This window comes from Acinetobacter sp. YH12227 (assembly GCF_013417785.1).
Taxonomy (GTDB): Bacteria; Pseudomonadota; Gammaproteobacteria; order Pseudomonadales; family Moraxellaceae; genus Acinetobacter; species Acinetobacter gandensis.
Window position 1 is genome coordinate 24,643 of record NZ_VPDH01000004.1, and the last position, 26,063, is coordinate 50,705.

Annotated in this window: 25 protein-coding genes; 1 reads left to right on the forward strand and 24 read right to left on the reverse strand. The window is 43.8% G+C overall.

Features of this window, described 5'->3' with window-relative positions:
* Positions 1-173 precede the first annotated feature (173 nt).
* The 24 genes from FTV09_RS01415 to cysM form a co-directional block, all read right to left on the reverse strand.
* A complete protein-coding gene (locus tag FTV09_RS01415) occupies positions 174-608 on the reverse strand; it encodes an excinuclease (RefSeq protein WP_180056393.1) in 435 nt (144 codons plus the stop codon).
* A 17-nt stretch (positions 609-625) separates the two neighbouring features.
* Positions 626-1,030, reverse strand: a complete 405-nt coding sequence (locus tag FTV09_RS01420) for a hypothetical protein (protein ID WP_180056395.1) — start codon at positions 1,028-1,030, stop codon at positions 626-628.
* A 15-nt stretch (positions 1,031-1,045) separates the two neighbouring features.
* Entirely contained in the window at positions 1,046-2,278 is a 1,233-nt protein-coding gene (locus tag FTV09_RS01425; RefSeq protein ID WP_180056397.1) for a beta-ketoacyl-ACP synthase, read from the reverse strand.
* Positions 2,278-3,003: a 3-ketoacyl-ACP reductase FabG2 gene (locus tag FTV09_RS01430; protein WP_086178483.1), complete on the reverse strand. Its 726-nt coding sequence runs from the start codon at positions 3,001-3,003 to the stop codon at positions 2,278-2,280. Before FTV09_RS01430 ends, FTV09_RS01425 begins: the two co-directional genes overlap by 1 nt.
* A gap of 2 nt (positions 3,004-3,005) precedes the next feature.
* The gene (locus tag FTV09_RS01435; protein ID WP_180056399.1) at positions 3,006-3,437 is read right to left on the reverse strand and encodes a 3-hydroxylacyl-ACP dehydratase; all 432 of its coding nucleotides are present in this window, start codon (positions 3,435-3,437) and stop codon (positions 3,006-3,008) included.
* Positions 3,434-4,615 carry a beta-ketoacyl-[acyl-carrier-protein] synthase family protein gene (locus FTV09_RS01440; RefSeq protein ID WP_257222755.1) on the reverse strand — a complete coding sequence of 394 codons (1,182 nt, stop codon included), beginning with the start codon at positions 4,613-4,615 and terminating at the stop codon, positions 3,434-3,436. Before FTV09_RS01440 ends, FTV09_RS01435 begins: the two co-directional genes overlap by 4 nt.
* A gap of 7 nt (positions 4,616-4,622) precedes the next feature.
* Complete coding sequence (locus FTV09_RS01445) at positions 4,623-5,192, reverse strand: DUF3261 domain-containing protein (protein WP_180056404.1); 570 nt, start codon at positions 5,190-5,192, stop codon at positions 4,623-4,625.
* Positions 5,182-6,480, reverse strand: a complete 1,299-nt coding sequence (locus FTV09_RS01450; protein WP_180056406.1) for an NAD(P)/FAD-dependent oxidoreductase — start codon at positions 6,478-6,480, stop codon at positions 5,182-5,184. Before FTV09_RS01450 ends, FTV09_RS01445 begins: the two co-directional genes overlap by 11 nt.
* 19 nt (positions 6,481-6,499) lie before the next feature.
* Entirely contained in the window at positions 6,500-8,824 is a 2,325-nt protein-coding gene (locus tag FTV09_RS01455; protein ID WP_180056408.1) for an MMPL family transporter, read from the reverse strand.
* Positions 8,799-9,377, reverse strand: coding sequence for an outer membrane lipoprotein carrier protein LolA (locus FTV09_RS01460; RefSeq protein WP_257222756.1), 579 nt, complete (start codon positions 9,375-9,377; stop codon positions 8,799-8,801). Before FTV09_RS01460 ends, FTV09_RS01455 begins: the two co-directional genes overlap by 26 nt.
* 70 nt (positions 9,378-9,447) lie before the next feature.
* Positions 9,448-9,867 carry a thioesterase family protein gene (locus tag FTV09_RS01465; protein WP_086178407.1) on the reverse strand — a complete coding sequence of 140 codons (420 nt, stop codon included), beginning with the start codon at positions 9,865-9,867 and terminating at the stop codon, positions 9,448-9,450.
* A gap of 15 nt (positions 9,868-9,882) precedes the next feature.
* Positions 9,883-11,406 (reverse strand): aromatic amino acid ammonia-lyase, encoded by a 1,524-nt coding sequence (gene hutH, locus FTV09_RS01470; protein ID WP_180056412.1) that lies wholly within the window; start codon positions 11,404-11,406, stop codon positions 9,883-9,885.
* Between the two features lie 5 nt (positions 11,407-11,411).
* Entirely contained in the window at positions 11,412-12,290 is an 879-nt protein-coding gene (locus tag FTV09_RS01475) for an acyltransferase (RefSeq protein ID WP_180056475.1), read from the reverse strand.
* Positions 12,291-12,358: 68 nt separating this feature from the next.
* Entirely contained in the window at positions 12,359-13,093 is a 735-nt protein-coding gene (locus FTV09_RS01480) for a glycosyltransferase family 2 protein (RefSeq protein ID WP_180056414.1), read from the reverse strand.
* Between the two features lie 15 nt (positions 13,094-13,108).
* On the reverse strand, positions 13,109-14,776 hold the full coding sequence (locus tag FTV09_RS01485) for an AMP-binding protein (protein WP_180056416.1): 1,668 nt from the start codon (positions 14,774-14,776) through the stop codon (positions 13,109-13,111).
* A gap of 54 nt (positions 14,777-14,830) precedes the next feature.
* A complete protein-coding gene (locus tag FTV09_RS01490) occupies positions 14,831-15,385 on the reverse strand; it encodes a septation protein IspZ (RefSeq protein ID WP_180056418.1) in 555 nt (184 codons plus the stop codon).
* Positions 15,382-15,630, reverse strand: coding sequence for an acyl carrier protein (locus FTV09_RS01495; RefSeq protein WP_086178412.1), 249 nt, complete (start codon positions 15,628-15,630; stop codon positions 15,382-15,384). Before FTV09_RS01495 ends, FTV09_RS01490 begins: the two co-directional genes overlap by 4 nt.
* Before the next feature lie 9 nt (positions 15,631-15,639).
* On the reverse strand, positions 15,640-15,900 hold the full coding sequence (locus FTV09_RS01500; RefSeq protein ID WP_086178413.1) for a phosphopantetheine-binding protein: 261 nt from the start codon (positions 15,898-15,900) through the stop codon (positions 15,640-15,642).
* A complete protein-coding gene (locus tag FTV09_RS01505; RefSeq protein ID WP_171263606.1) occupies positions 15,884-16,705 on the reverse strand; it encodes a 1-acyl-sn-glycerol-3-phosphate acyltransferase in 822 nt (273 codons plus the stop codon). The genes FTV09_RS01500 and FTV09_RS01505 overlap by 17 nt, the downstream gene beginning before the upstream one ends.
* Positions 16,690-17,313, reverse strand: coding sequence for a beta-ketoacyl synthase chain length factor (locus FTV09_RS01510; protein ID WP_180056420.1), 624 nt, complete (start codon positions 17,311-17,313; stop codon positions 16,690-16,692). Before FTV09_RS01510 ends, FTV09_RS01505 begins: the two co-directional genes overlap by 16 nt.
* A 205-nt stretch (positions 17,314-17,518) precedes the next feature.
* Positions 17,519-19,825 carry a bifunctional (p)ppGpp synthetase/guanosine-3',5'-bis(diphosphate) 3'-pyrophosphohydrolase gene (locus FTV09_RS01515; protein WP_067767831.1) on the reverse strand — a complete coding sequence of 769 codons (2,307 nt, stop codon included), beginning with the start codon at positions 19,823-19,825 and terminating at the stop codon, positions 17,519-17,521.
* 32 nt (positions 19,826-19,857) lie between these two features.
* Positions 19,858-21,246, reverse strand: coding sequence for a 23S rRNA (uracil(1939)-C(5))-methyltransferase RlmD (rlmD, locus tag FTV09_RS01520; protein WP_180056429.1), 1,389 nt, complete (start codon positions 21,244-21,246; stop codon positions 19,858-19,860).
* Positions 21,247-21,252: 6 nt separating this feature from the next.
* Positions 21,253-22,071 carry a 3'-5' exonuclease gene (locus FTV09_RS01525; RefSeq protein WP_180056430.1) on the reverse strand — a complete coding sequence of 273 codons (819 nt, stop codon included), beginning with the start codon at positions 22,069-22,071 and terminating at the stop codon, positions 21,253-21,255.
* Positions 22,072-22,101: 30 nt separating this feature from the next.
* Positions 22,102-23,022, reverse strand: coding sequence for a cysteine synthase CysM (gene cysM, locus FTV09_RS01530; RefSeq protein ID WP_067767837.1), 921 nt, complete (start codon positions 23,020-23,022; stop codon positions 22,102-22,104).
* 153 nt (positions 23,023-23,175) lie between these two features.
* On the opposite strand from cysM, the gene FTV09_RS01535 reads away from it, so the two are divergent.
* A complete protein-coding gene (locus FTV09_RS01535) occupies positions 23,176-25,983 on the forward strand; it encodes an ATP-binding protein (protein WP_180056432.1) in 2,808 nt (935 codons plus the stop codon).
* Positions 25,984-26,063: the final 80 nt, after the last annotated feature.

Consider the following 26,063-nt stretch of genomic DNA (forward strand, 5'->3'; position numbering starts at 1 on the left):
TCTCTTTTCCAAATAAAAACCCATCTTCGGATGGGTTCTTTATTGACTCAAATGTGCATTCGGATTCTAACGACAAATCATAAAAGCCCAATAAGTTGAAGGCTAAAGCGTTGAGAGTATACGCAGCAAATAAACTTCTTATTTATTAACCTGCTGACTCAACTCTTATTCAGTTAAAATTTAACAAGATCACCTTTTAATGCAACACCTGCAATCGCTGTACCTTTGGCACATTTGTATGTCGTCGTGCTACGGGTTTCATTTGACTTATAGAAGCTCACTAAGTTAGTGACAGCATTTGCACCATTAGCTTTTGCGGTATTTTGGAATTGAATCAATGCAGAACGTAATACATGATCACATGAAGTTTCTGCAGATTTAGCAAAACCATTAGTTTTCTTATTGGTCACAAGACCTTTTTTAATCACATTTCCACCAGATTTTGTTCCCGCCAAATAAAATTTAACAGAACCATCTAGCGTGCCATCTGCAACGGCACGATCTACAGCTTGTTTAAAATTAAAATCATGCATTTGGTCAGCTGCTTGTGCTGATGTAAATACAGCTAGCCCCAGAATAGCTGTGAAGCCAAATTGTTTAATATTCATAGTAATTGCTCTCTAATTTAATTTAACGTTTTTGAAAGTTGTGTAAATACCGAATTATCTAAACGTGCCTTCCATGCCATCGCATTTTTATGAATTTTGTTACCACGTTGATCTAAATTACGACTACCTGTAATTTGTGAACTGACTTGATTGCCTGAGATGAGATAGGTCACTTGCAAATAATGGCTACGACGGGTTAAACCCGCAACTACCTTTGTCTGATCTGCCTGTTCAACCACCCAACCAGTGCGCGCATTTTGCCCAACACCCAGTCGAATATTGTTCTCAATATCAGCGGCAGTCGCATGTTTTGCTGTCATCAATTGCCGCTGCGGATAATCGGAAATTTTTACAGTACTACAAGCTGTTAATCCCAGCATACTCACTGCTGATAAGATCAATAGTGTTTGTTTAAACCCCATTTTTTACCCTCTGTTTCAGTTATGGTCTATATTATTTTTTAAAATTAATGATGTATTAATGCCACCAAAGGCAAAATTATTCGTCATAATAATTTTTGCCGACATCGGGCGAATATTGCCACAGATATAATCTAATTCCGCACACGCAGGGTCAATGGTATCTAAATTTAAAGTTGGCACGAATTGATTACGTTGCATCATTTCAATACTGAGCCATGCTTCAATTGCACCACATGCACCTAAAGTATGACCAAAATAGCTTTTTAATGAACTGATTGGCTTTTTACCCAATATACGCGCAGTTGCTTGTGATTCAGCAATATCACCCTGATCGGTCGAAGTGCCATGTGCATTGACATAATCAATATCCGCGGCAGTAAGCTGTGCATCTTTCAGTGCCAGTTGCATACAGCGTCCCATCATCTCAGAATCTGGACGTGTTACATGCTGACCATCGGTATTGGTTCCATAACCAATAATTTCTGCATAAATGTTCGCGCCGCGTGCTTTGGCATGTTCATATTCTTCTAAAATCAGACAGCCTGCACCCTCGCCCACGACCAAGCCATCGCGTCCAGCATCAAAAGGACGCGGTGTTTTTTCGGGACTTTCGTTTTTACTACTGGTTGCCAGCAGCACATCAAACACAGCAGAACCTGCTGCACTGAGTTCTTCTGCACCACCCGCAATCATGACGGTTTGCTTCCCGTATTTAATCGCTTCGTATGCCTGACCAATTCCCATTGAGCCAGAAGTACAAGCACTAGATGTCGGTAAAGTCAGCCCTTTCAAACCAAAATACACGGTCATATTAACTGCACTGGTATGTGACATCATACGAATATAAGTCGTTGCATTTAATTGACCCATATTGTTATCTAGCAGCATGGCACCAAACTCTCGAATCGCATCGACACTGCCGGCAGATGAACCAAAAGCCACACCCGCTTCACCGCTTTGCAGAATTTCATGATTGAGTAGGCCTGCATCTTCCAACGCTTTTTCTGCGCAGACCACAGACATTAATGCCACACGGCCCATGCCGCGAGTCACCTTGCGGTTAAAGTGCTTGGGTACGGTAAACTTTTCTACAGGACCACCCAGCTTGCTACGCAAATCGGAGTGTTTTTCCCAATCTTGCATGTAGCGGATACCGCTTTTGCCTGCTGTAAATTGTTCAAAAATTTGATCTGCGGTCTCACCCAATGAAGTGATGCCTGACATACCTGTAACGACTACACGTTTCATCAAATCAGTCCTCCATTTACCGAAATCACTTGGCGGGTAATATAGCTGGCGTCATCACTGCATAAAAACTTAACCGTTTTTGCCACTTCATCCACTTGCCCCATACGTTGCATTGGAATCATTTTTAGCGCATGTTCTTTAACTTCATCTGTAACCATTTCGGTTTCAATTAAACCGGGCGCTACGCAGTTTACGGTAATTTTCCGTTTTGCTAATTCCAGCGCCAGCGCTTTGGTTGCACCAATTAAGCCTGCTTTGGCAGCGCTGTAATTGACTTGTCCACGGTTGCCCATCACGCCAGAAACTGAAGATAAAGTGACAATACGGCCGCCTTGTTTTAAGCGAATCATCGGCATCATTAATGGCTTAAGCACATTGTAAAAACCATTCAGTGAGGTCGATACCACCTCATCCCAATCGTCATCAGTCAAGGCTGGGAAAGCGCCGTCACGGGTTAAGCCCGCATTGAGCACTGCACCATAAAACGCACCATGCTCGGCCATATCCTGTTCTAAAATTGAGGCTATATTTTCACGGTCGTTTACATCAAACATCAAAACATGACTGCTTTGTCCCATGGCCTGAATTTCTTGCGCCACCTGCTCCGCTTCCTGCTGACGAGAACGCGCATGCACTGTGATATCAAAACCTGCTTTTGCCAATTCCAAAGCAATTGCCTTACCTATACCGCGGCTGGATCCTGTTACTAAAATTCTTCTGCTCACGTTCATTTCCCAATCGCGTCATTCATATTTTCTGGTTCAAATACACTCAGCATGGCGCTAAAGCGATGTTCTTTATATTCAATTTCACAATTAAACTGGCCTAGGCCTTCGTGCAGATAGCTCTGCTCAACTCGAATACGCACGGTGCTGCCCAAAGCGAAATATGGACATGGCAACTGCATTTTACGCGTACCCAATAAAAAGCCGACTTTAGGCGGCAAGCCTTTCGTTTGCCCTTTATGCCCCGCATAGGCACTGATGGTTTGCGCCATTAATTCAATGCCGCTCCATGTCGGCAAACCTTCTGCTTCGCAAAACATCAACTCAGGTCGAATCTGCAATTCTGCAATGGCATAGCTGTCATTGGCTTCAATCAAATGATCAACAAAAACCATTGGTTGTTCATGCGGAATAAACTGTACGGCATCCATCATGGCAAAACGGTTCCTAAAATTAAACTGATATTGCTGCCGCCAAAGGCAAAGGAGTTGCTCATTACATAATGCATCGGCTGCACTGCATGGTTATCCAAAACATAATTCTGCTGGGCCAAAGCAGGGTCTAGTTCAGCCGTATGATGCAAAGGCAGCCACGACTGATCCAGCAAAACCTGCTGACAGATAAAGGCTTCAATTGCACCTGCTGCACCTAAGCAGTGACCCGTTTTGTGTTTGGTGCTGCTCAGTGCAACTGGATAATCGTTAAAAACGGTCTGCACCGCTTTAATTTCCATGGCGTCATTTTGCGGAGTGGATGTGCCGTGCAAATTTAAATAACTAATTTCACTGGCTTTCAGGCCTGCACTATTCAAGGCTTTTTGCATCGCTTCTGCCGCACCTTGCCCTTCTGGATGCGGCGCAGAAATATGCCATGCATCCATCGATTCACCGCTAGACAGCAACATCACTGGAGCCAAGTCTTTAGACAATAAAAATAATGCCGCTGCTTCACCAATATTGATACCGTCACGCTGTGCACCGCAAGGCTGACAAATACTGCTGGACAGGCTTTCTAGGCTATCAAAGCCATTTAAAGTTAACTTGCACAATGTATCTACACCGCCCACCAATACAGCATCTGCCAGATCTGCATTCAGCAGGCGCTGCCCTGCTGCCATAGCTTTGGCTGCCGAAGAGCATGCCGTAGAAATGGTATATGCAGGGCCATTCCAGCCCAAATACTGCTGCAATGATTTGGCTATGCAGCCCATTTCCTGTTTCTGATGGCTAATCGGCTCCGCAGAACACTGCTGGAAATGTGCCTTTAATACTGGCTCATTATCAACAATACCTGACGTAGATGTCCCGACAATAACCGCAAGGCGCTGCTTTGCAAATTGCGCGGTATAGGCGCGAATATCTGCCTCTATTTGCCGCAAAGCCGTTAAAGCAAATCGTAAATTACGCGAATCTGCAGACTGTAAATATTCAGGTATGTTTTGCACTAAGGATGCAGCAGAAGCCCCCACCCAAACCGTGCGCTCTGCGATTAAATCTTGACGCTGCGTTAATGTATTGTCTGCTGTGCACAGTGCATTTTTCAATTCACTGGCATTTTCCCCCAAAGCAGACAAAGCCGCGCTGAACTGTATCCCCACAGCAGAATGGCGCATGATATTGTTATTGGTCACTCTCGCCTCGATCATCTTCCAAAGTATTGCTCACCGCGCTGATTACCATTTGATACGGTACTTGCAGGTTATTCAGTTCAACTGCTCCCTCTAGCGGCTGAATGTTTAACACGGGCTGCTGATTGATATATACCACACCATCTTTTTGCGTCACAGCGGTTTGCCCTGCATGTAATGACATAAACTGTGGATAGGTTGCGTACAAAATATCCCGCACGACATAGTCAAATGGCAAGTATTTCATGGCATCAATACGCTGCTCCACCCGAACCTGCTGTCCATCAAAACTCAGTTTAAACAGCTGCTGCCCAGTCAAGCTCAGCGCCAGCATGTCCAATTGCTGACCGCTTTGCTGCTGATACAGTAAAAAACTGAAGCCATGTTCTTTCCATTGCACTTCAATTTGATCTTGGCGCTGATAGCTTTGCGCTGTCCATTGCGGCGTAGATAAGCCTTGCGCCTTAGGCAGAATTTTAGGCGCCAAGCTTTGACAGCCGCTGCACAAGACAGCACCAGCCAAAACTAAAGCAGTGATTTTAGCATTTACATTAAGTGCCATCTGTCATAGTTTCCCGCATTTTCGCTTCGCGGCAATATTCCGCCAATGTACTCAAACGCTGCTTGGCATTGTGATAAATCGGGTTTGTTTCATCCCACGCATAGCCTGCCAAAAGCGAAGCAATCATACAGCGGATTTTTTCATCTTGGTTCTTTGAAAATACCACATCTTGAAATTCGCCTGTATACCAAGACTCCACATAGGCGCGGAACACTTGAATACCTTTGCGAAGTGGTTTTTCATACTGCGCCATCCAATCCACAGGCTGTCCTTGCAATACTTGATCAACCAAAGGAATGGCCAAGCTGGAAGATTTCAGCGCAATGGTCACCCCTGATGAGAACACAGGATCTAAAAACTCGCCCGCATTGCCGAGCAAAGCATAATTATGTGAAGCTAGCTGTTTAACATTGGCAGAATAACCGACCAATGTACGTACAGGCGTATCATGTTTCGCATTGCGCAGCACTTTAGACAAACTCACATCATCCGCCAAAATGCGTTTTTGCAATGCTTCTAAATCATAATCTGGACTGCCGTCATAACCGTATTTTTCAAAAAAGTCTTGTTCTGCAACCACACCAAAAGATGAACGTCCATCAGCAAAAGGAATCAGCCAATACCATGCACGATGATCTTTTTCATGTACCGCAATCAAGATTTTTTCACGGTCAAATTCTGGATCATCCAAAATACCGTCTTCAATATGCGTAAATACGGCGCGGCGTACAGGGAAATCTGACGGGCTTTCTAAATCTAAAAATTTAGGCAAAATTCGGCCAAAGCCGCTGGCATCCAGCAGGAACTTGCCTTGAATTTGATAAGGCTGACCTTGTTCATCTTTAACCGTTAAAATAGGATGAGCGCTGTCTACATCGACAGCGGTCACTTCATGACCAAAGCGGATGTCTGCACCCATTTTGCCAGCTTGCTGCGCCAGCAGATGGTCAAAATTGGCACGGCGCACTTGCCAAGTAGTGCCCGGGCCTTCACTAAATTTTTGAGTAAAATCGTAGAAACTGCACTGCGGGCCTTTTAAGAAAGCGGCGCCGTTTTTAAATTGAAATGCATATTCTTCGACATGCTCACGCACCGTCTCCAGCAAACCAGCTTCCTCTAGAAACACCATAGACTGCGGCAGTAGAGATTCCCCAATTGAAAAGCGCGGAAAATATTGTTTTTCGATCACCGTCACTTGATAGCCTTTTTGACGCAGCAAGGCTGCTGCCGAACTGCCCGAAGGCCCCGCGCCAATAATTAAGACATCTGTGTGCTGTAGTGTGCTCATTGCACTATTACCTTTTTACTCAGCTCTTTGGCTGATATTGCTGAACCACAACATGTTCTGCATCGGAAGATGTAAACAATGTTGCATAAATAAATGAAAAAATGACCCCCAGCAGTACCGTCAAGCCAAAGCTGTGAATGGCATAGGTATGGCTAAAGGACAAAAGTCCAAATCCAAAGAAAGTCGACATCATACAGAGAAACAGCGCCATGCCGACCACTTGCGGATGGTCGTGCCCATGACGGTAGAAAATCGCATAGTCCACGCCAATGCCGATAATCAGGAAGGTACCCATAATGCTGAACAGATTAATTTCTACGCCTAACCAAGCTTGTATGGCAAAGGTCGTCATCAGCGCCATGGTCACCGGCAGCACCAGCGGCAAGATGGATTTTTTCCCATATAGCAGGCCTAAGCCAATGGCTAAAATTGCCAAAGCGCTCAGCAGCAGCCACTGCGCTTGTATACGATGCTGCTGAAATAGCTCAGACAGCTGATTAACTGGCCGCAGCAGTTGCACATTGTGATTGCTTAATTTTTGAAAAGCGGCCACATCTTGTACATTTTGCAGCATGACTAAACGCTGGGTAGAACTCATCTGTAAAAAATGCAGCGGATGATCTTGAAGCACAGCATCACTCAGCAGCGGCTGATGCTTCAAGTTTGCCTGCCAATTCAGAACGTCAGATTCATTCAGCTGCAGCACCTGCGCATAATCACGCAAGGCCTGCTCAGGAATGGCCTGAAGCATAGCCACATTCTGCTTTTGCTGCACCAGAGGCGGCACCCACTGACCCAGCGCCTGTACCGCATCTAATTTCCCAGCCTGCTGCAATACAGATAGCTGATCCAATAAGTGCTGTTCATTGCGTTCTAATTCTGCAGGTGTTTGACCTCGCACTACAAAATAATCACTGCCCTGCTGCTGCATAAAACGTTCACGTACGTACTGATCTTCCTGTTTTAAGCGTTGATCCATACTTTGCAAATTACGGATGTCATCATTGCTTTTTAAGAACAGTAAGCTGCTGCCAGTCACTGCAACAATCAGCGCCATCAAGACATAGCGTAAGCGATTGCGCGCTTGAATGTAGTTGCGCGCATGACCAATAAAACTCAGCATGCGAATTGCAGGCTCGGCATTTAAAGCAGGCAAGCGTGGCAGCAGTAAAATACTGGTAATCCATGCCGCAGTCAGTCCGACCATAGAGAACACTGCGATCTGCTTAAAGCCCGGAAATGGCGTAAAACTCAGCACCACATAAGCCAGCAGCGTTGTCATCAGACCTACAAATAGGCTTGGCAATAATGGCTTTAAAACGGCAAAGCCATCAATTTTACGATGCTGCGACTGCATGGCCATAAAGTAAAATGAAAAATCCACACAGACGCCAATCAAACTGGCGCCAAAGACCAAAGTCATTAAATGAATTTCGCCAAAAATACTGTAAGTCACAGCAAAAGCAACCAAGCTTCCTGTGCCCACAGCAACTATTTCGGTCAGCATGGGGCGGATAGAACGGAAGCCAAACCATACCAATAGCAGAATACCGATGGTTGAACCGACACCAATCGTCGAAATTTCTTCTTTCGCAGAGTTTGTACCAAATTGCGCAAACAGCAGTGTTCCTGTCCAATGCGGTGTGACCTGCAATTGACTCAGCTGTTGATTGATCTGCTGAATAAAAGCATCGGTCTGCTCTTGATAGGCAATGCTGTAAGGACTGTTCTTGAGCTGCAATACCACCAATCTAGAAATGCCCTGCTCATCGCGCTTGGTGGCAAAGCCTTGTTCTAGGCTAATATCCGAATTGTTCTGTAACGCGCTGAGCCCCATTGCATAACGTGGAAACAGCAACAGCGGATCACTTTGCAGCATTTCTGCCGTGACCGGCATGCCCGGACTCATCAATTGCAATAAGCCCTGCTCTGCTAATGCCACATAATCTTTGTGCTGCAGCAGTTCACGGTCGCTCTGGGTTAACAGCCCTGCCTTGTGCTGATACAGCAGTTTGGCAAATTTGTCATAGTCTAGCTGAGGGCGTACAGGCTGAAATAGCTGGCTTTGATTAGCCTGTGTTTTCAGTAATGTTGTGGCTTGATCCAGCTGCTGATCATTTTGAGCATCCAGCACCACAAAGACTTTGTCATTCAGCTGATTGCTGACATAGTTCTGCGCACGCTCCAGATTCGCATCTTGATGTGTTTCTGGCAGCAAGGCAAAAATATTGGTCTGAATTTTAATGCCATTGTTCAGCCATGCCGTAGCTAAAACGACTGCAATGACACAGAGTATGACCAGCCAAATGGCGGTAAATTTATTTTGCCAATTGGAAAAGCGCATTTTCCGCAGCCGTTAAAGTTTGAGGTTGAGCGCTTTGCTGACTAAAACGGATGACCGTACTGTTATTGGCCTGTTCCTGAATCACAATGCGGTTCACATAACGCTGACCTTGAGCATCAACACGGACAAACAGTTTTTTAAATAAACTGCTCTTTGGCGTCAGCACCACATTCCACTGTGCAGGACTGTAATTGGCTGAAACCACATTAAAGTTTTTTGCCAGTGCAGTTTCGTTACCAGACATCAGCTGTAAAAACATGGTCGCAACAGAACCATAAGGCGTTTTATCAACTGCAATTTGACTTGAAGTGCGCTGTGTTTTTTGCACCAGCTTACGCGGTGTCACGATCAAATCTGCTTTCACTGGGCTTTGAATTTGCCAAAGTACGCCCTGATTTTTACTGAACAGCACTTCGCCTTTCGAGACATAGGTTTTATTCAGCGAAGCCAATTTTTTCTGTTGTTCAAAATTGGCGCGTACCATTGGTGTAGCCGCCAATTGCGAAAATACCTGCTTCAATTCAGTATTCTGCGCATGACCTGCAGATGTCATCACAGCAGAAGCTGTAATCAAACACAGCGGCAATGCTGCTTTAAAAATAGGAGATCGAATATTCATCCTACTACTCCGCTTTAAATTCAGACCATGCATTTAAACAGTCCAATAAAATTTGAGGCGACTGGTAACACATTTCACGTGTTGCAATCTGCACTGCCACTTGCGTGGTATAACCTTTGGTCAGTCGTCTGCCCGAAACTGCGTCAAAAATCTGATACTCAATTTTCAGACGGTTTTCCCATTCTTTTAAAATTGCGCGTACACGGATTTTTTGTTCAAATTCGATGCCCTGCACATAGCGCACATGGCTTTCAATCACTGGCCATGCGTAGCCTGAATCACGCATTTGCGTATAGTTATAATGAAACTGATCCAGCAGCTTGCAGCGGGCAATTTCAAAATATTTTAAATAATGCCCATGCCAAACCACATTCATGGTGTCTACATCATGAAAAGGCACATCAATAATCACATCTGCATGCATCGCTTTATCCTTGGCTTATACAGCAATGCTGTTCAAAAGTTCTAAATCTTCAAAACGGTTGACCAACGCCTGCAGCTCGTTCTGTAAAGGGCGATCTTCCTCTACATAGTTGAAGCTGTGAAGCACCCACTGTTGAAATGCTGTTAATACTGGACTGAGTTCTGTATCTAAGCCTTTCAATTTCACCGCCTGAACCGCAGCACAGCTCAATGCCGCCATCACTTGTTCAGTCAGCGTAATCACACGGCTTGCATCACGCGCTGCAATGGTTCCCATGCTGACTTTGTCCTGATTATGACATTCAGTTGAACGAGAAAAAATGGATGCCGACAAAGTCTGTTTCAGCGCTTCTGCTGTCCATGCCGACACCCCAATTTGCACGGCTTTAAAACCATGATTCAGCGGCAGGCGTTCTGGGCTTGAACCCGTCAAGTTGCGTGGCAGGCCGTTATTCATTTTGTAATCGACCAATTGCGCAAGCTGACGGTCCATCAAGTCTGCAATATTGGCAATCATGATTTTTAAACTGTCCATAGCCTGTGCAATATGACCGCCATAGAAATGTCCACCATGCAGTACACGCAAATTCACCGGATCAATCAATGGATTGTCACTGCTGGAATTCAGCTCATTTTCAATAAACTGGCGCAGCCACACTTTTGAGTCTTCAAACACACCAATAATATGAGGCGCACAGCGTAATGAATAGCGGTCCTGCAGGCGTGAACTTTGGTGCTCGGTTTGCACTTGGCTGTTCAGCCATACACGTAATTGCGCGGCAATCTGCTGCTGACCAGGATGCGGCTTTTGCGCAAACAGTACTTCATCAAAATGGCTCGGATTACCTTCCAGCGCCAAGACATTCAATGCTGTCACCATGGTGCTGGCCAAAGCAATCTGTTCTGCTTTTTTATAGTTCAGGCAAGCAATGGCGGTCATCACAGCTGTACCATTCATCAAGGCCAAACCTTCTTTGGGACGCATCACCAAAGGCTGCATGCCTTTTTCGGCATAGATCTCTGCAATGGGTACAATCTTGCCTTGGTAATACACATCACGCTCACCTACCAGCGCACCCGCAATATAAGACAATGGCGTTAAATCACCGCTTGCGCCGACAGAGCCTTCAGATGGAATAACTGGAATCACATCTTCATTCAGCATCCACGCCAGACGCTGCAGCAAGGCGTGCGATACACCTGAATAGCCACGTGCCAGCGAACATAAACGGACTGCAACCACTGCGCGTGCCGTGATTAAATCCAAATTTTGGCCCATGCCACATCCATGAAAGCGAGACAAATGCAAAGGCAGTTCATTCACTTGATGCGGTGGAATTTCCACAAGGCAAGAATCGCCATAGCCTGTGGTTACGCCATAAATAACACCTTCATCCTGCAATAACTGATCGAGAAAATCTGCGCCGCGCTGAATCAATGCATTCCACTCATCTGAAGCAGGCAGTGCTACTTGATGTTCTTTACGCGCAACAGCCACAATATCTTCAATGCTGAGAGCGAATTCCCCAATCGTTAACACAAGACTTATCCTTTATTCCAAAAATTATAAAAATTAAACCATTGATACGGCGCACGCATGCAATGCTGTTCCAGCAGCTGCACATATTGCCGTGTGGTCTGCTGCATAGCTTGCATGCGCTCTTTACGTGGCCAGTTCAGCTGATCTGCTACTTTATGAATATGCACTTCAAAATGTGCTTGCACCCGATAGCAAAACACCGCCAATACAGGTGCTTTCAATAAACTTGCCAAAATCCACGCGCCTTGCGGCCACAGCGCCTGCTCACCTAAAAACTCAACAGGCTGAACACGGCCAGACTGCACAGGCACACGGTCTGCAGCCACAATCACCCACTCGCCTTGATCCAGCTTATCTTGTAAAATCAATGCGGTTTCTATACCCAATTCATCTACCGAAACCAAATTCACATCGGCATGCTCATTCAGCTTCTTTAAAAATTCATTAAATTTTGTCGCATGCTTTTGATAGACCAGCACATTAATTTTTTGCGTATGTTCAGACTTCACCGCACGCAGCAGCTCAATATTGCCAAAATGTGAAACAACAATCACTGCGCCTTTTTGGTAATGCGCACGGAAATGTTCATGCCCATGCAATTGCAGTTCCTGCTCAGCCACATTGCCCAACCAGCCTTCAATTTTGTCTAAGATGCATTCGCCAAACTGCATTAAATGCGTATAGGTCTGCCCCATATGCGGATCAGATGCAAAAGGTGATTGACTGCCTGCAAAATGATGCAGCTTTTTTAAATACAGTAAAGAAGCTTGGCGTGCTGTGTTTGAAAATAGCCAATACCACAAGATCACAAAATACAGCACCAATCTGCACAGCCAGCGTCCGCCCAAGCGGTAAAAGCCCAGCATCAGCATCAGTGGTAACATGCCGCCACGCTCTTTGATGCTGCTCCATTTGGGAGTGCTTTTTTCTGTCTTTTTTTGCTCTGACACGCTTAGCCTTTCACTTTGTAATACAGCAATTTGGGTAAGCGCAGCAGCATGCCGCCCAATAAACGGCTATGCGCGCGAGCCATCCCTAAATTATCTCGCCAGACATTAAAATGCGAAATACCGTCTTCAGGATAGATGACCCGAGTAGGCACATTCACAAAATGTACATTTTCCCATTTCAAGCGCACCAAAATTTCTGAGTCAAAGCCCATACGCGGCTGAAATTTAGCACTATTCAATATTTTCACTGTCTGCGCCAAGGGATAAACTCGAAAACCGCACATACTATCTTTAATTTCAAAAGATAGGCTGTTTATCCAAACCCAAATATGTGTTGCATAACGACCATATAAGCGTTTTTTCGGAACAGTCGCATCAAATACAGGCTGACCAATGACCATCGCTTCTGGATGCTGCGTCGAGACATCTAAAAAGTGCTGAATATCATTCCAGTCGTGCTGACCATCCGAGTCTAATTGCAAGGCGTGACTATAACCCTGCTTATATGCATGCTGCAGCCCCGTCATGACTGCCCCGCCTTTGCCTTGATTGACTTCATGCTCAACCAAATCCAGTAAAGGGTTGTCTGCAGCCAATGACCGCAGCACCGCTGTACATTCAGCATCACTGCCATCATTCACCATAATAATAGGCAGCTGAAAAACGTTTAGATGTGCAGTTAAGGCCGCCAAATAATGCGGATGGTTATAAACTGGAATTACAAAGCAATGCTGCATTCTTATATCCTCGGCCTATTCTTTTGCCGCTGAAACAGCAAACAGCAGCCGCCCAGAAGCCAATGTTTTATCTTGTTGTTTCAGCTCAAAACTGACTTTGTGCGCCTTTCGCACTAAGGATAAATCCACACATTGATAAGGACGAATTAAGTCCTGAAATTTTAACTGCTCAAAACCATTACACCATTGCAAATCTGCCCAATGCTGCTTTGCAAAATGCTGAATGAAGCCAATTTGACCAACGCCTGGGTAAATTGAAAAATTCGGGAAATGTCCCTTAAAACATTCTAACTCAGGACTGAATTCCAGCGCTAAATTAAGCTGCTCATCATGTATCTGCTGTGTCAAAACCACAGGCAGCTGCATCGGCTGAAACAAAGACTTTAAATACTGCTTATTGAGTTTAGATTGCGCATTTTGCGGCATCAGGGACAAGAAGCGCCATTGCCGCGGAATGGCAATACTTTCCAGCTTTTCACTTAATTGTTTTTTCAGCTGCGCTACGAATGCCGCTTTGCCCATTTCCTGCACATGCTGACGCGCTTCATCCGTCAGCACAGCCACCGTGGCTAAAATTTGACGGTGCTCTTTTTCATACACCAAAACGTGACATTGCTCTACAGCCGCTAAATCCGCAATTTTAAGTTCAATTGCATCGAGGCTTAAACGCTTTTCTTCCAGTTTCACAATTCGGTCTAAACGGCCCAGCAAACGAAATGGGCTCTTAGAGTTCGTCGTTTCTATCAGTTCGACTTTATCACCCGTCAAAATCCAGTCTGTGCTAAATGCATGATTGGTTTTGACCGCCAATTCTTGCTGTTCCTGAGCCTGAATATCGACATTAGCAAAGGGAGTCCATAAGGCATCATCCTGCTGACGGTGCGCAATTCCGCCTGTTTCAGAACTGCCAAATACTTCTGTAATGGGACTGTTCAGATATGGGCGGACACCCGCATCCAGCTTGCCGCCAGAAGAATATACCGTAATACAGTCTTGCAGCAGTACATCCTTGGTCCAGCGCTTGAGCAAGGCTGGGCTGGAAATTACATAGTTTGGCAGCTGTAAATGCGCGATTTTCTTTTGAATATCGGCCACATCTTCAGGAAAAGCCAATTGCTTTTGATAAAAACTTCGCCCGCTCGCCAAAGGCCACAGCAGTTTAAACAATAAGCCATATATATGCTGATGACTGACTGTTGCAATTGCGACGGCCTGTTCGGGCAAAGCAAAGCTGGCATCTAGGCCGCAAACTTCATTAAACAATTGCTGTAAGGTACGAGGAATTTTTTTCGGTTGGCCTGTAGAGCCTGAGGTATAAAAATACACCTGCGCGTGATTTAAAAAGGCATCATCAAATTGAAAAATTTCTTGATGTTTTTTATCTGAGATTTCACTGCGTTTTAGAAAATAGATCTGCTCGGCAGCCAATTCTTTTTCTAAATCACTGACACGGTTTGGTGGCAGCAAGACCTGTTTTTTTGCCTGCAAGGCTGCAAATAGCAGCACCAAAAATTCATAGCTATCTTGTTCCCACAGCGCCCAGACAGCTTCAGATGACATGCGGATCTGAGTTGCCTGCAATGCAACATCCTGCCAAAAGTCCTGAAATGAAATTTCACGCAGATCGGACTGAATACATAAAGTTCGGGATGAATGCTGATGGTGCTGAAAATGACAAGACATAAATGTTGTTTCTAAACCGTGATTATTTTCTAAATTAAAAAAATGAAAATGACGCTATTTTTGCGCCTGATGCAATCGCTGCTGACGTTTACGCAGCAGGTACTCTCCGAGCAATAAAATACCCATCAACACATAGGAAATAAAACCGTTATACAGCACCCAAATCTTCATTGGCGCAAAATACACCGTCCATAATGCAATCAGCGCATTAACCGCAAAAAAAACGCACCACACTTTGGTGACTTGACGTGTCCAATGCACACCTTCTGGCGGTAAGTCTGGCTCTGCCAACCGCGCAAAGCGCTCAATCATAGATGGCGGTTTGATTAAGGTCATACCGAAAATAATCAAAGCACCCACATTCATGCAGACTGGGTACAGTTTTAGCCAAGCATGATCTTTGAGTATCAGGCTTAGTCCACCGCAGAGTATAGCAAAGCCCGTCAAAGGCCACAGCAAAGCATTGCCCTTGCTGAACATGCGCATCATGCCCAGTGCAATCAACAGCACACTTACCCATGCATAGTGGCCTTTTGCCAAACCATAGCCGACAAAAAAAGGATAGAGAATCAATCCGATTACTGCTATCCCTTTAAAAACTGCATTCATTCAGCTGACATATTCTGAATGACGACTACAACGTCCTGTACGGTGCGGACGTTTTTAAAATCTTCCGGATTCACTTGCTTACCGGTTAATTCTTTAATCTTTACGACCAAATCAATCGCATCGATACTGTCTACATCCAAATCTGTTGCTAGATTGGACTCAAGCTGTACATCTTCAGGCGCGATTTCGAACAATTCGTCCATCCATTCGCGCAATTTTTCTAAAACGGTTTCTTGTGCAAGCATAGCAACCTCTTATGCTGTTTTCTGAGCTTCAACCAAAGCCACCAAGCTTTGAATTGATTTAAAGTGTTCTTTGGTTTCTGCAGACTCTGCATTTAAATGAATACCGTAACGCTTTTTCAATGCCAAGCCCAGCTCCAATGCATCAATTGAATCCAAACCCAGACCGTCGCCAAATAACGGCGCTTCTGTTTCAATGTCTGCAATGGTGATGTCTTCTAGGGCAAGCACATCAATAATCATTTGCTTCAATTCATCAGCAAGATTGTTCATTTAAGGATAACTCTTGGTTAAAAAACCGCTGTAATTGTTGATTTAATTGACGTACATTTTTGGGATTGACACTAACATCATCCAATACGTCTTCCACTTGGATCGCATCCAAAACTTTCACGTGAATATGAAAAGGCTGTTCTGGGATGTGATACCACTTTTCATTTTTGGTCAGGGTCGAAGGTGTACATGTAATCAGTACTGGCCGAATTGGTACACCTGCGCGCAAGGCAATATTGGCAGCGCCGCGCTGAAAGTCATTCAGCAGCGTGTCTTTTTCAGTCCGTGTCCCTTCTGGAAAAATCAGTAACGATGCCGCTTTATCCTGCTGCAGTTTGTTCACGCAATCCTGAATAAATTGTTCTGAACCTGCATTTAGAATATACCCCGCACTCTGCACAGGACCTTTGGTAAATGGGTTAGACCACAGCGCCTGTTTGACCACGCAATTTGCCTGTTCCATTAAACCAATTAAAACCACAACGTCAATCAGTGTCGGATGGTTGGCAATCACCAGCTCCTGCTGGCTGTGCTGCAGCTTTTCCAGCCCTTCAACTTCATAGGTCATAATGCCCAGCTTAACCATCATTTCGGTAAAGCCTTTAAAGCTGTGCTTAATGACTTTTTGCGTGCGCTGTATACGCAGCGCCTCATCTTGCGTACTGAGCTTCACCAAAGGTGCAACCAGACCGCCTATGGCAGCGCCGCCTGCGCCAAAACTGGCAAAACTGAAGCCCGTTGCGCCTACACGCCAAACATAATTGGCTTTTTGCTTAATACTTTTTAAATTTAGCATTTGGTCCACGCAGCGCTTTCAGTTTGGCGCTCATCTTGCCAGAAATGATAAAATTGTAATGCTTGCTGAAAATAAAAAGCATCTTGTGTCATGTGCTCAAGCTTTAAACATAAATTTTCAGGCTTTAATGTCACCATTGCCGCCATCGCGAAAGCAACAAAAGGCTGATGCTCAGCATAAATATCTGGTAGCGGTTCATCATAATACACCACCAACACGCGACCACTAAACTGTGCAGTTTTTAGCCATGCATATGCTTCTGTTAATCCATCATTCCATGAACCCGCCAAACTGGTAGCTGGCGTTGATTCTTTACATAAAATTGAATACAGCCCAGACACGGCATTATGCACCGAAGTCGAAAACTGAGTTGGTGAGGGTGTTTGGTCGTTTAACACATCTTCTAATATTTTCAGTGTTTTATGTTCATCACCATACTGCGATACCCAAACGATATAATCAGCTTGCTGTTCTGACAGCGCCTGTATTGCAGTATTCAGCGCCAACTTTGCAATTGGCGACAGCCGGCGCCGCTGCATCGCGGGAATTTTTTCTAAGGCAGGAAATACCTCATCTGCCCGGCTCATCACTAGCCGAGACACATTCATAAGCACCATGCGCTGTATTTCCTTACCCTTTAAAACTTATATTTCAGAATGTTGCGGATTATAGCATTGACATTATTTTTTTTGCATAAAATATAATAAACATTCCTATTATCATATACTTGTACATATATTACAGCTTTATGACAGCAATTTTTAGACATAAAAAAAACCTGCATCACGCAGGTTTTTTTTCAATTTATCAAACTGGAAGTCATTAACTTCCTTGCACCAAACGGCGTGCACTGATAATGCCTGGTTGCTGTTCAAGACGTGCTAACAACTTAGACAACTGTGCCAAACCTTTTACTTCAATCAACAGCTTCATATTAGCAATACCATCACTTTCAGAGATTGTATTCACCTGACGAATATTGATTTGATCAGAGAAAATCACTTGGGTTAAGTCTTTTAACAAACCACGGCGGTCATAAGCTTCAACCACAATTTGTACACTTTGACCACGGGTTGGCTGCATTTCCCAATCGGCTTCGACAGCACGTTCGGGTTCTTGACCAATCATACGCACATAGTCAGGACAAGCGACTTTATGAATACTCACACCACGATTCAAAGTAATGTATCCCGCAATCGACTCCCCATGTACGGGCTGACAGCACTGTGCAACGTGTAATTCCACGTTATCCAGTCCATCAATCAAAATACCATGCGCAGATAAGGTATGACTCGCACGCGGATTCAATGTTGGTTTAAGCACCAGCTCAGGTTCATCCTGATCCAGATGCATATGACGGTTTACCTGATTGATTAAGGCATGCAGGCTAATATCACCATTCACTAAACCAATTAAGATATCCTCGCCTAATTTCACATTGAAATGGTTGCAGTAATCATTCAAATCAATGCTTTTTGGATGAATCGCAAGACGTGATAATTCTTTATTTAGAATTTCACGCCCCACTTCCAAATTCTTGCTACGGTCTTGCTGACGGAACCAATGGCGTAACTTGTCACGAGCACGTGCTGTCTTGATATAACCCAGTGAATTCACCAACCAATCACGGTTCGGCTCACGGTCTTTCTTGGTTAAAATCTCAACTTGCTCGCCAGTTTTTAGCGTATAAGTCAAAGGAACATAGCGTTGGTTTACACGTGCCGCATAGCACTTGTTACCCACTTCGGTATGTACATGATATGCAAAATCTAGAACTGTCGAGCCACGTGGTAGTTCTTTAATATCACCATCACGACTGAACACATAGATTTTCTCAAAATCTTCGAACTCTTGTATTTGTTCAAAGTTTTCCGAGTCTTCTTCATCCTTATGCGCACTAGCATCATTACGTTCTTGATAATGTTCAAGTACCGCACGAAGCGAGTGTAGACGATGATTAAATGAATAATCGGTCGTCTTCGAACCTTCTTTATAGTTAAAGTGCGAACATACCCCAAGCTCAGCTTCTTCATGCATGTTTTTGGTACGAATCTGCACTTCTAGCGATTTATTTTCTGCAATGACTGCGGTATGAAGCGAACGATAGCCATTAGCTTTAGGGTTAGTAATATAGTCGTCAAACTGATGCGGGATGTGACGCCAAATTTGATGCACAATACCCAATGTGTGATAACACTCAGGTACGCTATCCACTAATACACGAACTGCACGAATATCGTAAAGCTGATCAAAACTCAGGTTCTTACTTTTCATTTTTCGATAAATCGAATAAATGTGTTTCACCCGACCATTAATTTCGGCCACGATGTCATGATCAAGCAATTCTTTGCGTAATTTATCGGTTACAAACTGAATATATTGCTCACGCTCTAGACGTTTTTCATTTAATAAAGATGCAATTTCCTTATAACGTTCAGGCGCTAAATAGCGGAACGCTAAATCTTCCAGTTCCCACTTTAACTGTGCAATGCCAAGTCGATGTGCCAGTGGTGAGTAAATGGTTAAAATTTCTCGTGCTACACGTTCTTGACGCTCTTTTGACGAATGCGCCAATTCACGTAAGGCATAAGTACGTTCAGAAAGTTTGATTAATACAACACGAACATCTTCCGTCACCGAAATCAACATTTTATAAATGCCGGTTAAATGTTCACGCTGGTTATTATTAAAATGATCTTCGAGGCGCTTATTCTGCTCAATCAATTCAGAAAGTTTACCCATTGCAAGCGTGCCTTTCACCAAAGCATGAACTTGCTCACCAAACTGGGTACGTACTTCTTCCAAACTGGTTACACCTTCACGCACCGAACGATATAACATCGCTGCGGATAAAGTATCTTCATCTACATACAGATGCGCCAAAATATCCGCCATTTCAATACCGGTATAAAAGGTGTTGGAACGATGACTCACCGTGGTTTCGAGTTCTTTTTGCAAGGTCAGATTCGCAACTTCTCTGAGTTGCTTCAATGGAGCTCCGTCAAACATACCACTGACACGCTCCAACCATTCGGCTAGATCATGCTGTGCTTGCTCGGCATGTTCTACAGTCGCTTCCTGTGACAACTCATTGAGACGTCCAGGCAGCTGTTCACGTACTGTGACCATACCCTACTCCTACTTTTCTACGCTTCATATCTCTAATCGTTTATCTGATTTTCTTTTTCGAACAAAGCAATCGATTCGACATGCCCTGTATGGGTAAACATGTCCATGACACCCGCTTTTTTCAAACGGTAGCCTTGTTGTACCAACATCCCGGCATCACGCGCAAGGGTTGCTGGATTACATGACACATAAACGATTCTATTTGCACCAAATTTGGGCACATATTGCATAACTTCCTCCGCACCGGAGCGCGGCGGGTCAATCAATAATGCATCAAATCCCTGTTTTGCCCAAGAATGATGCGAAAAATCTTTTGTTAAATCTTGTGAATAAAATTTTACTTGAGAAAGGCCATTGTTTTGTGCATTTTCTGCACCACGTTGCACCATTTCCTCACTACCCTCAACGGCAACAACTGAACCAGCCTCTCCCACAGATTTTGCCAGTGGTAAAGAAAAATTCCCTAAACCACAGAACAGATCAAGAACGCGTTCACCCTGTTGTAACTGAAGCAAATCACATGCCAGTTTCACCATTTGTGGATTAATCGTTGAATTCACTTGCGTGAAGTCTTGAGGATTAAAGCCAAATTCTACATTAAAGTCACTTAGACCATAGTGCAGACGCATCGCTGCCGATGGATCATCAACACGGTGTAGGCTATCAGGGCCTTCAGGTTGTAAGTAAAGCTGCCATCCCTTCTGTAACGCAAATTTCTTAAATTGGTTGACATCTTCTGCACAAAGTTCAGCCGTATGTCGAACCAATAGCGCAATCTCTTGATCGCCCATGGCCAATTCAATATGCCCAATGTCAGCCTTACCAGCTAAACGTTGTAATAACTGTTTAAGTGTCGTCAATGAACCAAATTCACGATCAAGCACCATACAACGATCAATCGAAGTCAGTTTATTGGATTGGCTTTCACGGAAGCCCACCACCAATTTATCTTTCGCAGGTAGGTATCGCACGCCGATACGTGCTTTACGACGGTAATCTTCACGCTGTGAACGTAGTGGCGCTAACCATTCTTCAGGTTGAATACCAGCAAAATGTTCAAGATGTGATTTCAGTACTTCTTGTTTTAAACGAATTTGTTCATCTGGATGAATATGCTGCATGCTACAGCCACCACACACTCCATAATGCGGACAGGCTGGCTCAACACGCATCTCAGAGGCGTCGCTTAATAATTCGAGACTGTCGGCTTCTTCAAGACGTTTTACGACATTGGTAATACGCGCGCGTACGGTTTCACCCGGTAAAGCATAACGAATAAACACTTTTTTACCGTGTTTTTCTATAGGATGCTCAGGATGTGTTCCAAAGTGCGCAATGCCACGCCCCTCATGTGAAAGCGACTCAACCTGAAATGTATAAATGGGCTGTTGGGCTTTTTGGGGCTTGGCTCTATGTTTCATGCGTACCTAATGTGTGTGAGATGGGAAATCTGATTGAGTAAATTCGGTACGTTGCGAAGTTTGCTGCCATACCGATAAAAAGTCAGCGTGTTGCGGCTGAGTATTTAAATATTGAATCGTGCTTTGAATCATGTGCTGATGATCATTCAGCAGTAACTGTCCTTTCAACAATAGCCAGCGCAAATATATCAGCCATGTATTCAACACATCACCTTCACAATAGCTGGTCAGCTCCATCCAGTGTTCATTTTGAACATATGCAGGAACATGATAGCCACCGTCACCACGCTTCCCAGGGAAGCCAAGTAAATGTGCTGTATCATCGAGCTTTTGAAAATGACGGCCATGGAACATTGCCATGACATCCATTAAATCAATATGACGATGATGATAACGATTCTGGTAGTTATTATACCGCTTTTGCGTATCAATCTCGCCCTGATCGAACAAACTTGGTGCAGATAAGCCGTGATACATGGCACGAAATAAAATGACCGGTAAATCAAATTGCGAACCATTCCAACTGACCAGCGTTGGGTGACGCTTTTCAAAAATCGAAACGAATTTTTTTAAAATTTCAGCTTCGCTGTTGTCTTCTCGGCTAAATGAAAACAACTTCATGCCTTTTTCATCAATCCACAGACCTGAAATACAAACAATTTCATGCAGCGCCAAACGTTGAAAATCAGTACCCGCTTCTTGACGGCGTAATTTCGTCAACGCAGCGTCAAGATCTGCCTCAGGCAAATCTAGCCCGTACAAATGCGCCCCAGATTTTAAATCGGTGAGTGTTTCGATATCAAAAATTAAAACAGGTAAACGCATGAGTACTCACCAGTGGAATTGCAATCGCAATTATTCAGGATCTACAACAGAGAACAAACCAGTCGACAAATAACGATCGCCACGGTCACAAACGATACAAACAATTACTGCATCTGGGTTTTCTTCAGCCAGTTTAATCGATGCCCACACTGCACCACCAGACGATGTTCCTGCACTGACACCTTCTTTACGTGCAAGACGACGTGCAGTTTTTTCTGCCTCAATTTGTGGAATATCCATAATACGGTCAACGCGTGATGGATCAAAAATTGTTGGCAAATATTCTTGCGGCCAACGGCGGATACCTGCAATGTTTGAGCCTTCAGAAGGTTGTAAACCAACAATTTGAATCTCTGGGTTTTGTTCTTTTAAATACTTTGAAATCCCCATGATGGTACCCGTTGTACCCATTGAGCTGACAAAGTGCGTAATTTTACCGCCAGTTTGTTTCCAAATTTCTGGGCCAGTAGTTAAATAATGCGCTTCCACATTATCCGGATTACCAAACTGGTTGAGTACCAAACCTTGACCATCTTTTTCCATTTGAAGCGCAAGATCACGTGCCTCTTCCATGTTTTCAGATTCAATCAGCTCAGCACCGTAAGCGCGCATTGCATCTTTACGTTCCTGACTTGAGCTTGCTGGCATAATTAATGTCATTTTATAGCCACGCATTGCAGCAACCATTGCCAAAGCAATACCTGTATTTCCGCTCGTCGCCTCAATTAATGTATCACCCGGTTTGATTTGGCCACGCTTTTCAGCTTGCATAATCATGTTATACGCGGGACGGTCTTTGACCGAACCTGCTGGGTTATTGCCTTCTAACTTGGCTAATACTGTTGCTTGAGTGTGACTTGCCAGACGCTGTAAACGCACTAACGGAGTATTTCCGACGTAATGGTCTAATAAAAAATCATCTGCTTGAAAATCAGGGGTTGTGTTACTCATTATGTGTACCTATATCGAGGTGCGCCTATTGTATGAAAAAATACCTGAGCCTGCACCCATTTGACTGGCTTTTTCGTCAAAGTGATTAAAGCGCAATCAGTTTTAAATAATCCATGCTAATATTCGGTGCATAAGGAATAAACTGCTTAAATCATGTCAAATATCAACAAAAAGCTTTTTAAACGCCTGCACTTAAATCATGCTTATGGACAGCTGATTGCACTGATTTTCGTGCCGATCACGATATTGGCATGTGTAGGTGCCATGTTGGTAATTACTGAAACGTCTAATGCAGCAAAAGCGCAGCAACGTCAAATGGCAATTGCAATTTTGACGCGTTATCAGCAAACCTCTGAATCTGCCGTCGACCTCCTTAACCATTACCCTTGGCAATTTGACCAAGCTCGTAATGCCATGCAAAACATGCTGAATGAAAAGCATCTGATTCGCGCTGCTATTTTAGATGTACAAGGTCATAACCGCCTGAGCATTGGCTTTCAAGACCAAGACCTTTGGCCTAAATTTGATAATAAAAGTTCTTTTGTCGGTCCAATAGCCCATAACGACAATCATGTTTATGCGCTCAAAATTACAGATGCCAACGAAACGCCTGCTTGGTTATCTATTGAATTAGATAATCAACCACTTCAAATTGCACACTACCGTGTTTTGATTGTCTTAATCGCTACAGGTTTACTGACCTTATTGTTGTTATTGCTGTGCCTGAATTTCTATTCACGTCGCTGGATTGCCCCGATGTATGAAATCCGCATGCAATTACAACGCCTGAATGCAGACACCCTCAATCAGCACATGGTAATTAACAGTACCGGTGAATTACGCTTACTTCAGCGTGACATTGCTAACGTCGTAAAACGCCTGCATTTTAGCTTTTTAGAATTACGTGAGCATACTGAACAAACTGAGGATGATCTACGTCGTACCCTCGATACCTTAGAAGTTCAAAACATTACTTATCGCCAAGCACGTGACCAAGCAATTCATGCGAATCAATCCAAATCGGTTTTCTTAGCCAATATTTCACATGAACTACGCACACCACTCAACAGTATTGATGGTTTTATTCATCTGTTATTACGTCAAGGCAACCTCAGTAATGAACAAAATCTCTATCTACAAACGATTCGTAAATCGTCAGCGCATCTACTCGCTTTAATTAATGATGTATTAGATTTCTCAAAAATTGATGCTGGAAAATTAGAACTCGAAACAGCACAGTTTGACTTAGAAGAAGCGGTCTTTGATGTCATGGATATGTTGTCGCCGTTGGCTGCACAGAAACATATTGATATGACCTTCTACTATGCAGACAACGTCCCGAAATATGTGGTCGGCGATGCCCTACGCTTTAAGCAGATTTTGACCAACTTAACCTCAAATGCCATCAAATTCACTCCAGATGGTGAAATTATTGTCCGTGTGCGTATGGAGCATGATGACATCGGTCAATGCTTACTGCACTTTAGCGTTCAAGACAGCGGCATTGGCTTAAGCGGTACGGATCGTAAAAAACTGTTTGAATCCTTCTCGCAAGGTGATGCCTCGGTCACTCGTCAATTTGGTGGAACAGGACTCGGACTGGCAATTTCAAAACAATTGGTAAGCCTTATGCATGGGCAAATTGGCTTTGAAGACAACCAAGAACGTGCACCGACCGAAAAAGGTTCAACCTTCTGGTTCACTGCCCGCTTTAGTGTCGATGATGATATTGAAATTGTTCATCCACAGTTTAGCCATTTGCAAGTAGTGTCCTATTTAGCACACCCTGCCACAGCGAATGTACTTCGTCATTATTTAGAAGATTATGATGTGCAGCACATTGAAACGCAGTCAATTTTAGATTTGTTTAGCCGACTCAATCAACTGCAAAGCAATGAAAACACTTGGCTGATTGTCGATCATAGTGGTGACTCTGAAGCCTTATTGAAAGAAATTCGTAACCGTTATACCGGCAATTTAGCCATGTACGGTTATCAAATGATGCTTGATCCAAACATGTTGAATGAGTACCGAGCTCGTCCATTGCACCAACCGCTCAGTCGTACTGCGTTAGTTCAACTTTTGAGTAATGAACCATGGTTCGATCAAGAACAACATGAAGAATTCAATGGGCAAGGTTTACACATTTTGGCGGTGGATGATCATCTACCCAACTTAATTGTACTTGAAGCCTTACTTTCAGAATTAAATGTCAAAACCACAAAAGTGCTCAGTGGGCAAGAAGCCATTGAAGTTATTCAATCACGACATGAACAAAATTTATCGGCTTTCGATCTGGTCTTTATGGATATTCAAATGCCAGTCATGTCTGGTATTGATACTACACGAGCGATTCGCTCTTTAGAGTCGACATTTGAAGAACATAAACGCTTGCCAATTATTGCGCTTACTGCTCATGCCCTGTCAGATGAAAAACAAAAGCTGCTGCAAAGTGGTATGGATGACTATGTGACGAAGCCAATTCAGATGGATCAGATTATTCAAATATTGACGCAGTGGACAACAGAAAATTTCAAAAAAGCCAAAGGTTTAGAACGTAACTCTGTCATCGAAGCGTTAGAACCAAGCATTTTAGATTGGCAACAAAGCTTACAATTGGCTGCGAATAAAGAAGATCTTGCGATCGATTTACTAAAAATGCTGGTGGACAGTTTTGAGCAAGAAAAAACTGAAATGGCACAGCTCATTGACGATGAAGATTTTCCTCAATTAGAGCATGTACTACATCGTTTATATGGCGCAACACGTTATGTCGGTGCACCAACACTGCAAGAAGTTTCGGGTAATTTTGAACAATTCGTTTCGACATTACGTAAAGAACGTCGTAAAGCAGACGAAAGCTTTATTCAAGAAACCTTGCAACGTTTTGATGAACTCAATGCCGTGATGTTGCAAGTTGAACATGCAGCACAACAAATTTTAGCCAAACAAAACCAATAATTTTTAAACCTGAAAAAACAGTGCAGGCTTCAAACTCAAGTGACTGCACTGTCATCTATCAGACTAAACTGCATGCTATG

What these genes read in the sequence shown, in the direction of transcription:
- FTV09_RS01460 (WP_257222756.1), bottom strand. Translation starts at nt 9,377, where the DNA reads ATGACATCTGCAGGTCATGCGCAGAATACTGAATTGAAGCAGGTATTT.
- FTV09_RS01420 (WP_180056395.1), bottom strand. Translation starts at nt 1,030, where the DNA reads ATGGGGTTTAAACAAACACTATTGATCTTATCAGCAGTGAGTATGCTG.
- FTV09_RS01440 (WP_257222755.1), bottom strand. Translation starts at nt 4,615, where the DNA reads ATGCGCCATTCTGCTGTGGGGATACAGTTCAGCGCGGCTTTGTCTGCT.
- FTV09_RS01450 (WP_180056406.1), bottom strand. Translation starts at nt 6,480, where the DNA reads ATGAGCACACTACAGCACACAGATGTCTTAATTATTGGCGCGGGGCCT.
- rlmD (WP_180056429.1), bottom strand. Translation starts at nt 21,246, where the DNA reads ATGAAACATAGAGCCAAGCCCCAAAAAGCCCAACAGCCCATTTATACA.
- FTV09_RS01495 (WP_086178412.1), bottom strand. Translation starts at nt 15,630, where the DNA reads ATGCTTGCACAAGAAACCGTTTTAGAAAAATTGCGCGAATGGATGGAC.
- FTV09_RS01445 (WP_180056404.1), bottom strand. Translation starts at nt 5,192, where the DNA reads ATGGCACTTAATGTAAATGCTAAAATCACTGCTTTAGTTTTGGCTGGT.
- FTV09_RS01535 (WP_180056432.1), top strand. Translation starts at nt 23,176, where the DNA reads ATGTCAAATATCAACAAAAAGCTTTTTAAACGCCTGCACTTAAATCAT.
- FTV09_RS01425 (WP_180056397.1), bottom strand. Translation starts at nt 2,278, where the DNA reads ATGAAACGTGTAGTCGTTACAGGTATGTCAGGCATCACTTCATTGGGT.
- FTV09_RS01490 (WP_180056418.1), bottom strand. Translation starts at nt 15,385, where the DNA reads ATGAATGCAGTTTTTAAAGGGATAGCAGTAATCGGATTGATTCTCTAT.
- FTV09_RS01415 (WP_180056393.1), bottom strand. Translation starts at nt 608, where the DNA reads ATGAATATTAAACAATTTGGCTTCACAGCTATTCTGGGGCTAGCTGTA.
- FTV09_RS01480 (WP_180056414.1), bottom strand. Translation starts at nt 13,093, where the DNA reads ATGCAGCATTGCTTTGTAATTCCAGTTTATAACCATCCGCATTATTTG.
- FTV09_RS01485 (WP_180056416.1), bottom strand. Translation starts at nt 14,776, where the DNA reads ATGTCTTGTCATTTTCAGCACCATCAGCATTCATCCCGAACTTTATGT.
- FTV09_RS01475 (WP_180056475.1), bottom strand. Translation starts at nt 12,290, where the DNA reads ATGTTACCACTGATGCTGATGCTGGGCTTTTACCGCTTGGGCGGACGC.
- cysM (WP_067767837.1), bottom strand. Translation starts at nt 23,022, where the DNA reads ATGAGTAACACAACCCCTGATTTTCAAGCAGATGATTTTTTATTAGAC.
- FTV09_RS01500 (WP_086178413.1), bottom strand. Translation starts at nt 15,900, where the DNA reads ATGAACAATCTTGCTGATGAATTGAAGCAAATGATTATTGATGTGCTT.
- FTV09_RS01525 (WP_180056430.1), bottom strand. Translation starts at nt 22,071, where the DNA reads ATGCGTTTACCTGTTTTAATTTTTGATATCGAAACACTCACCGATTTA.
- FTV09_RS01515 (WP_067767831.1), bottom strand. Translation starts at nt 19,825, where the DNA reads ATGGTCACAGTACGTGAACAGCTGCCTGGACGTCTCAATGAGTTGTCA.
- FTV09_RS01465 (WP_086178407.1), bottom strand. Translation starts at nt 9,867, where the DNA reads ATGCATGCAGATGTGATTATTGATGTGCCTTTTCATGATGTAGACACC.
- FTV09_RS01455 (WP_180056408.1), bottom strand. Translation starts at nt 8,824, where the DNA reads ATGCGCTTTTCCAATTGGCAAAATAAATTTACCGCCATTTGGCTGGTC.
- FTV09_RS01435 (WP_180056399.1), bottom strand. Translation starts at nt 3,437, where the DNA reads ATGATGGATGCCGTACAGTTTATTCCGCATGAACAACCAATGGTTTTT.
- FTV09_RS01510 (WP_180056420.1), bottom strand. Translation starts at nt 17,313, where the DNA reads ATGGTGCTTATGAATGTGTCTCGGCTAGTGATGAGCCGGGCAGATGAG.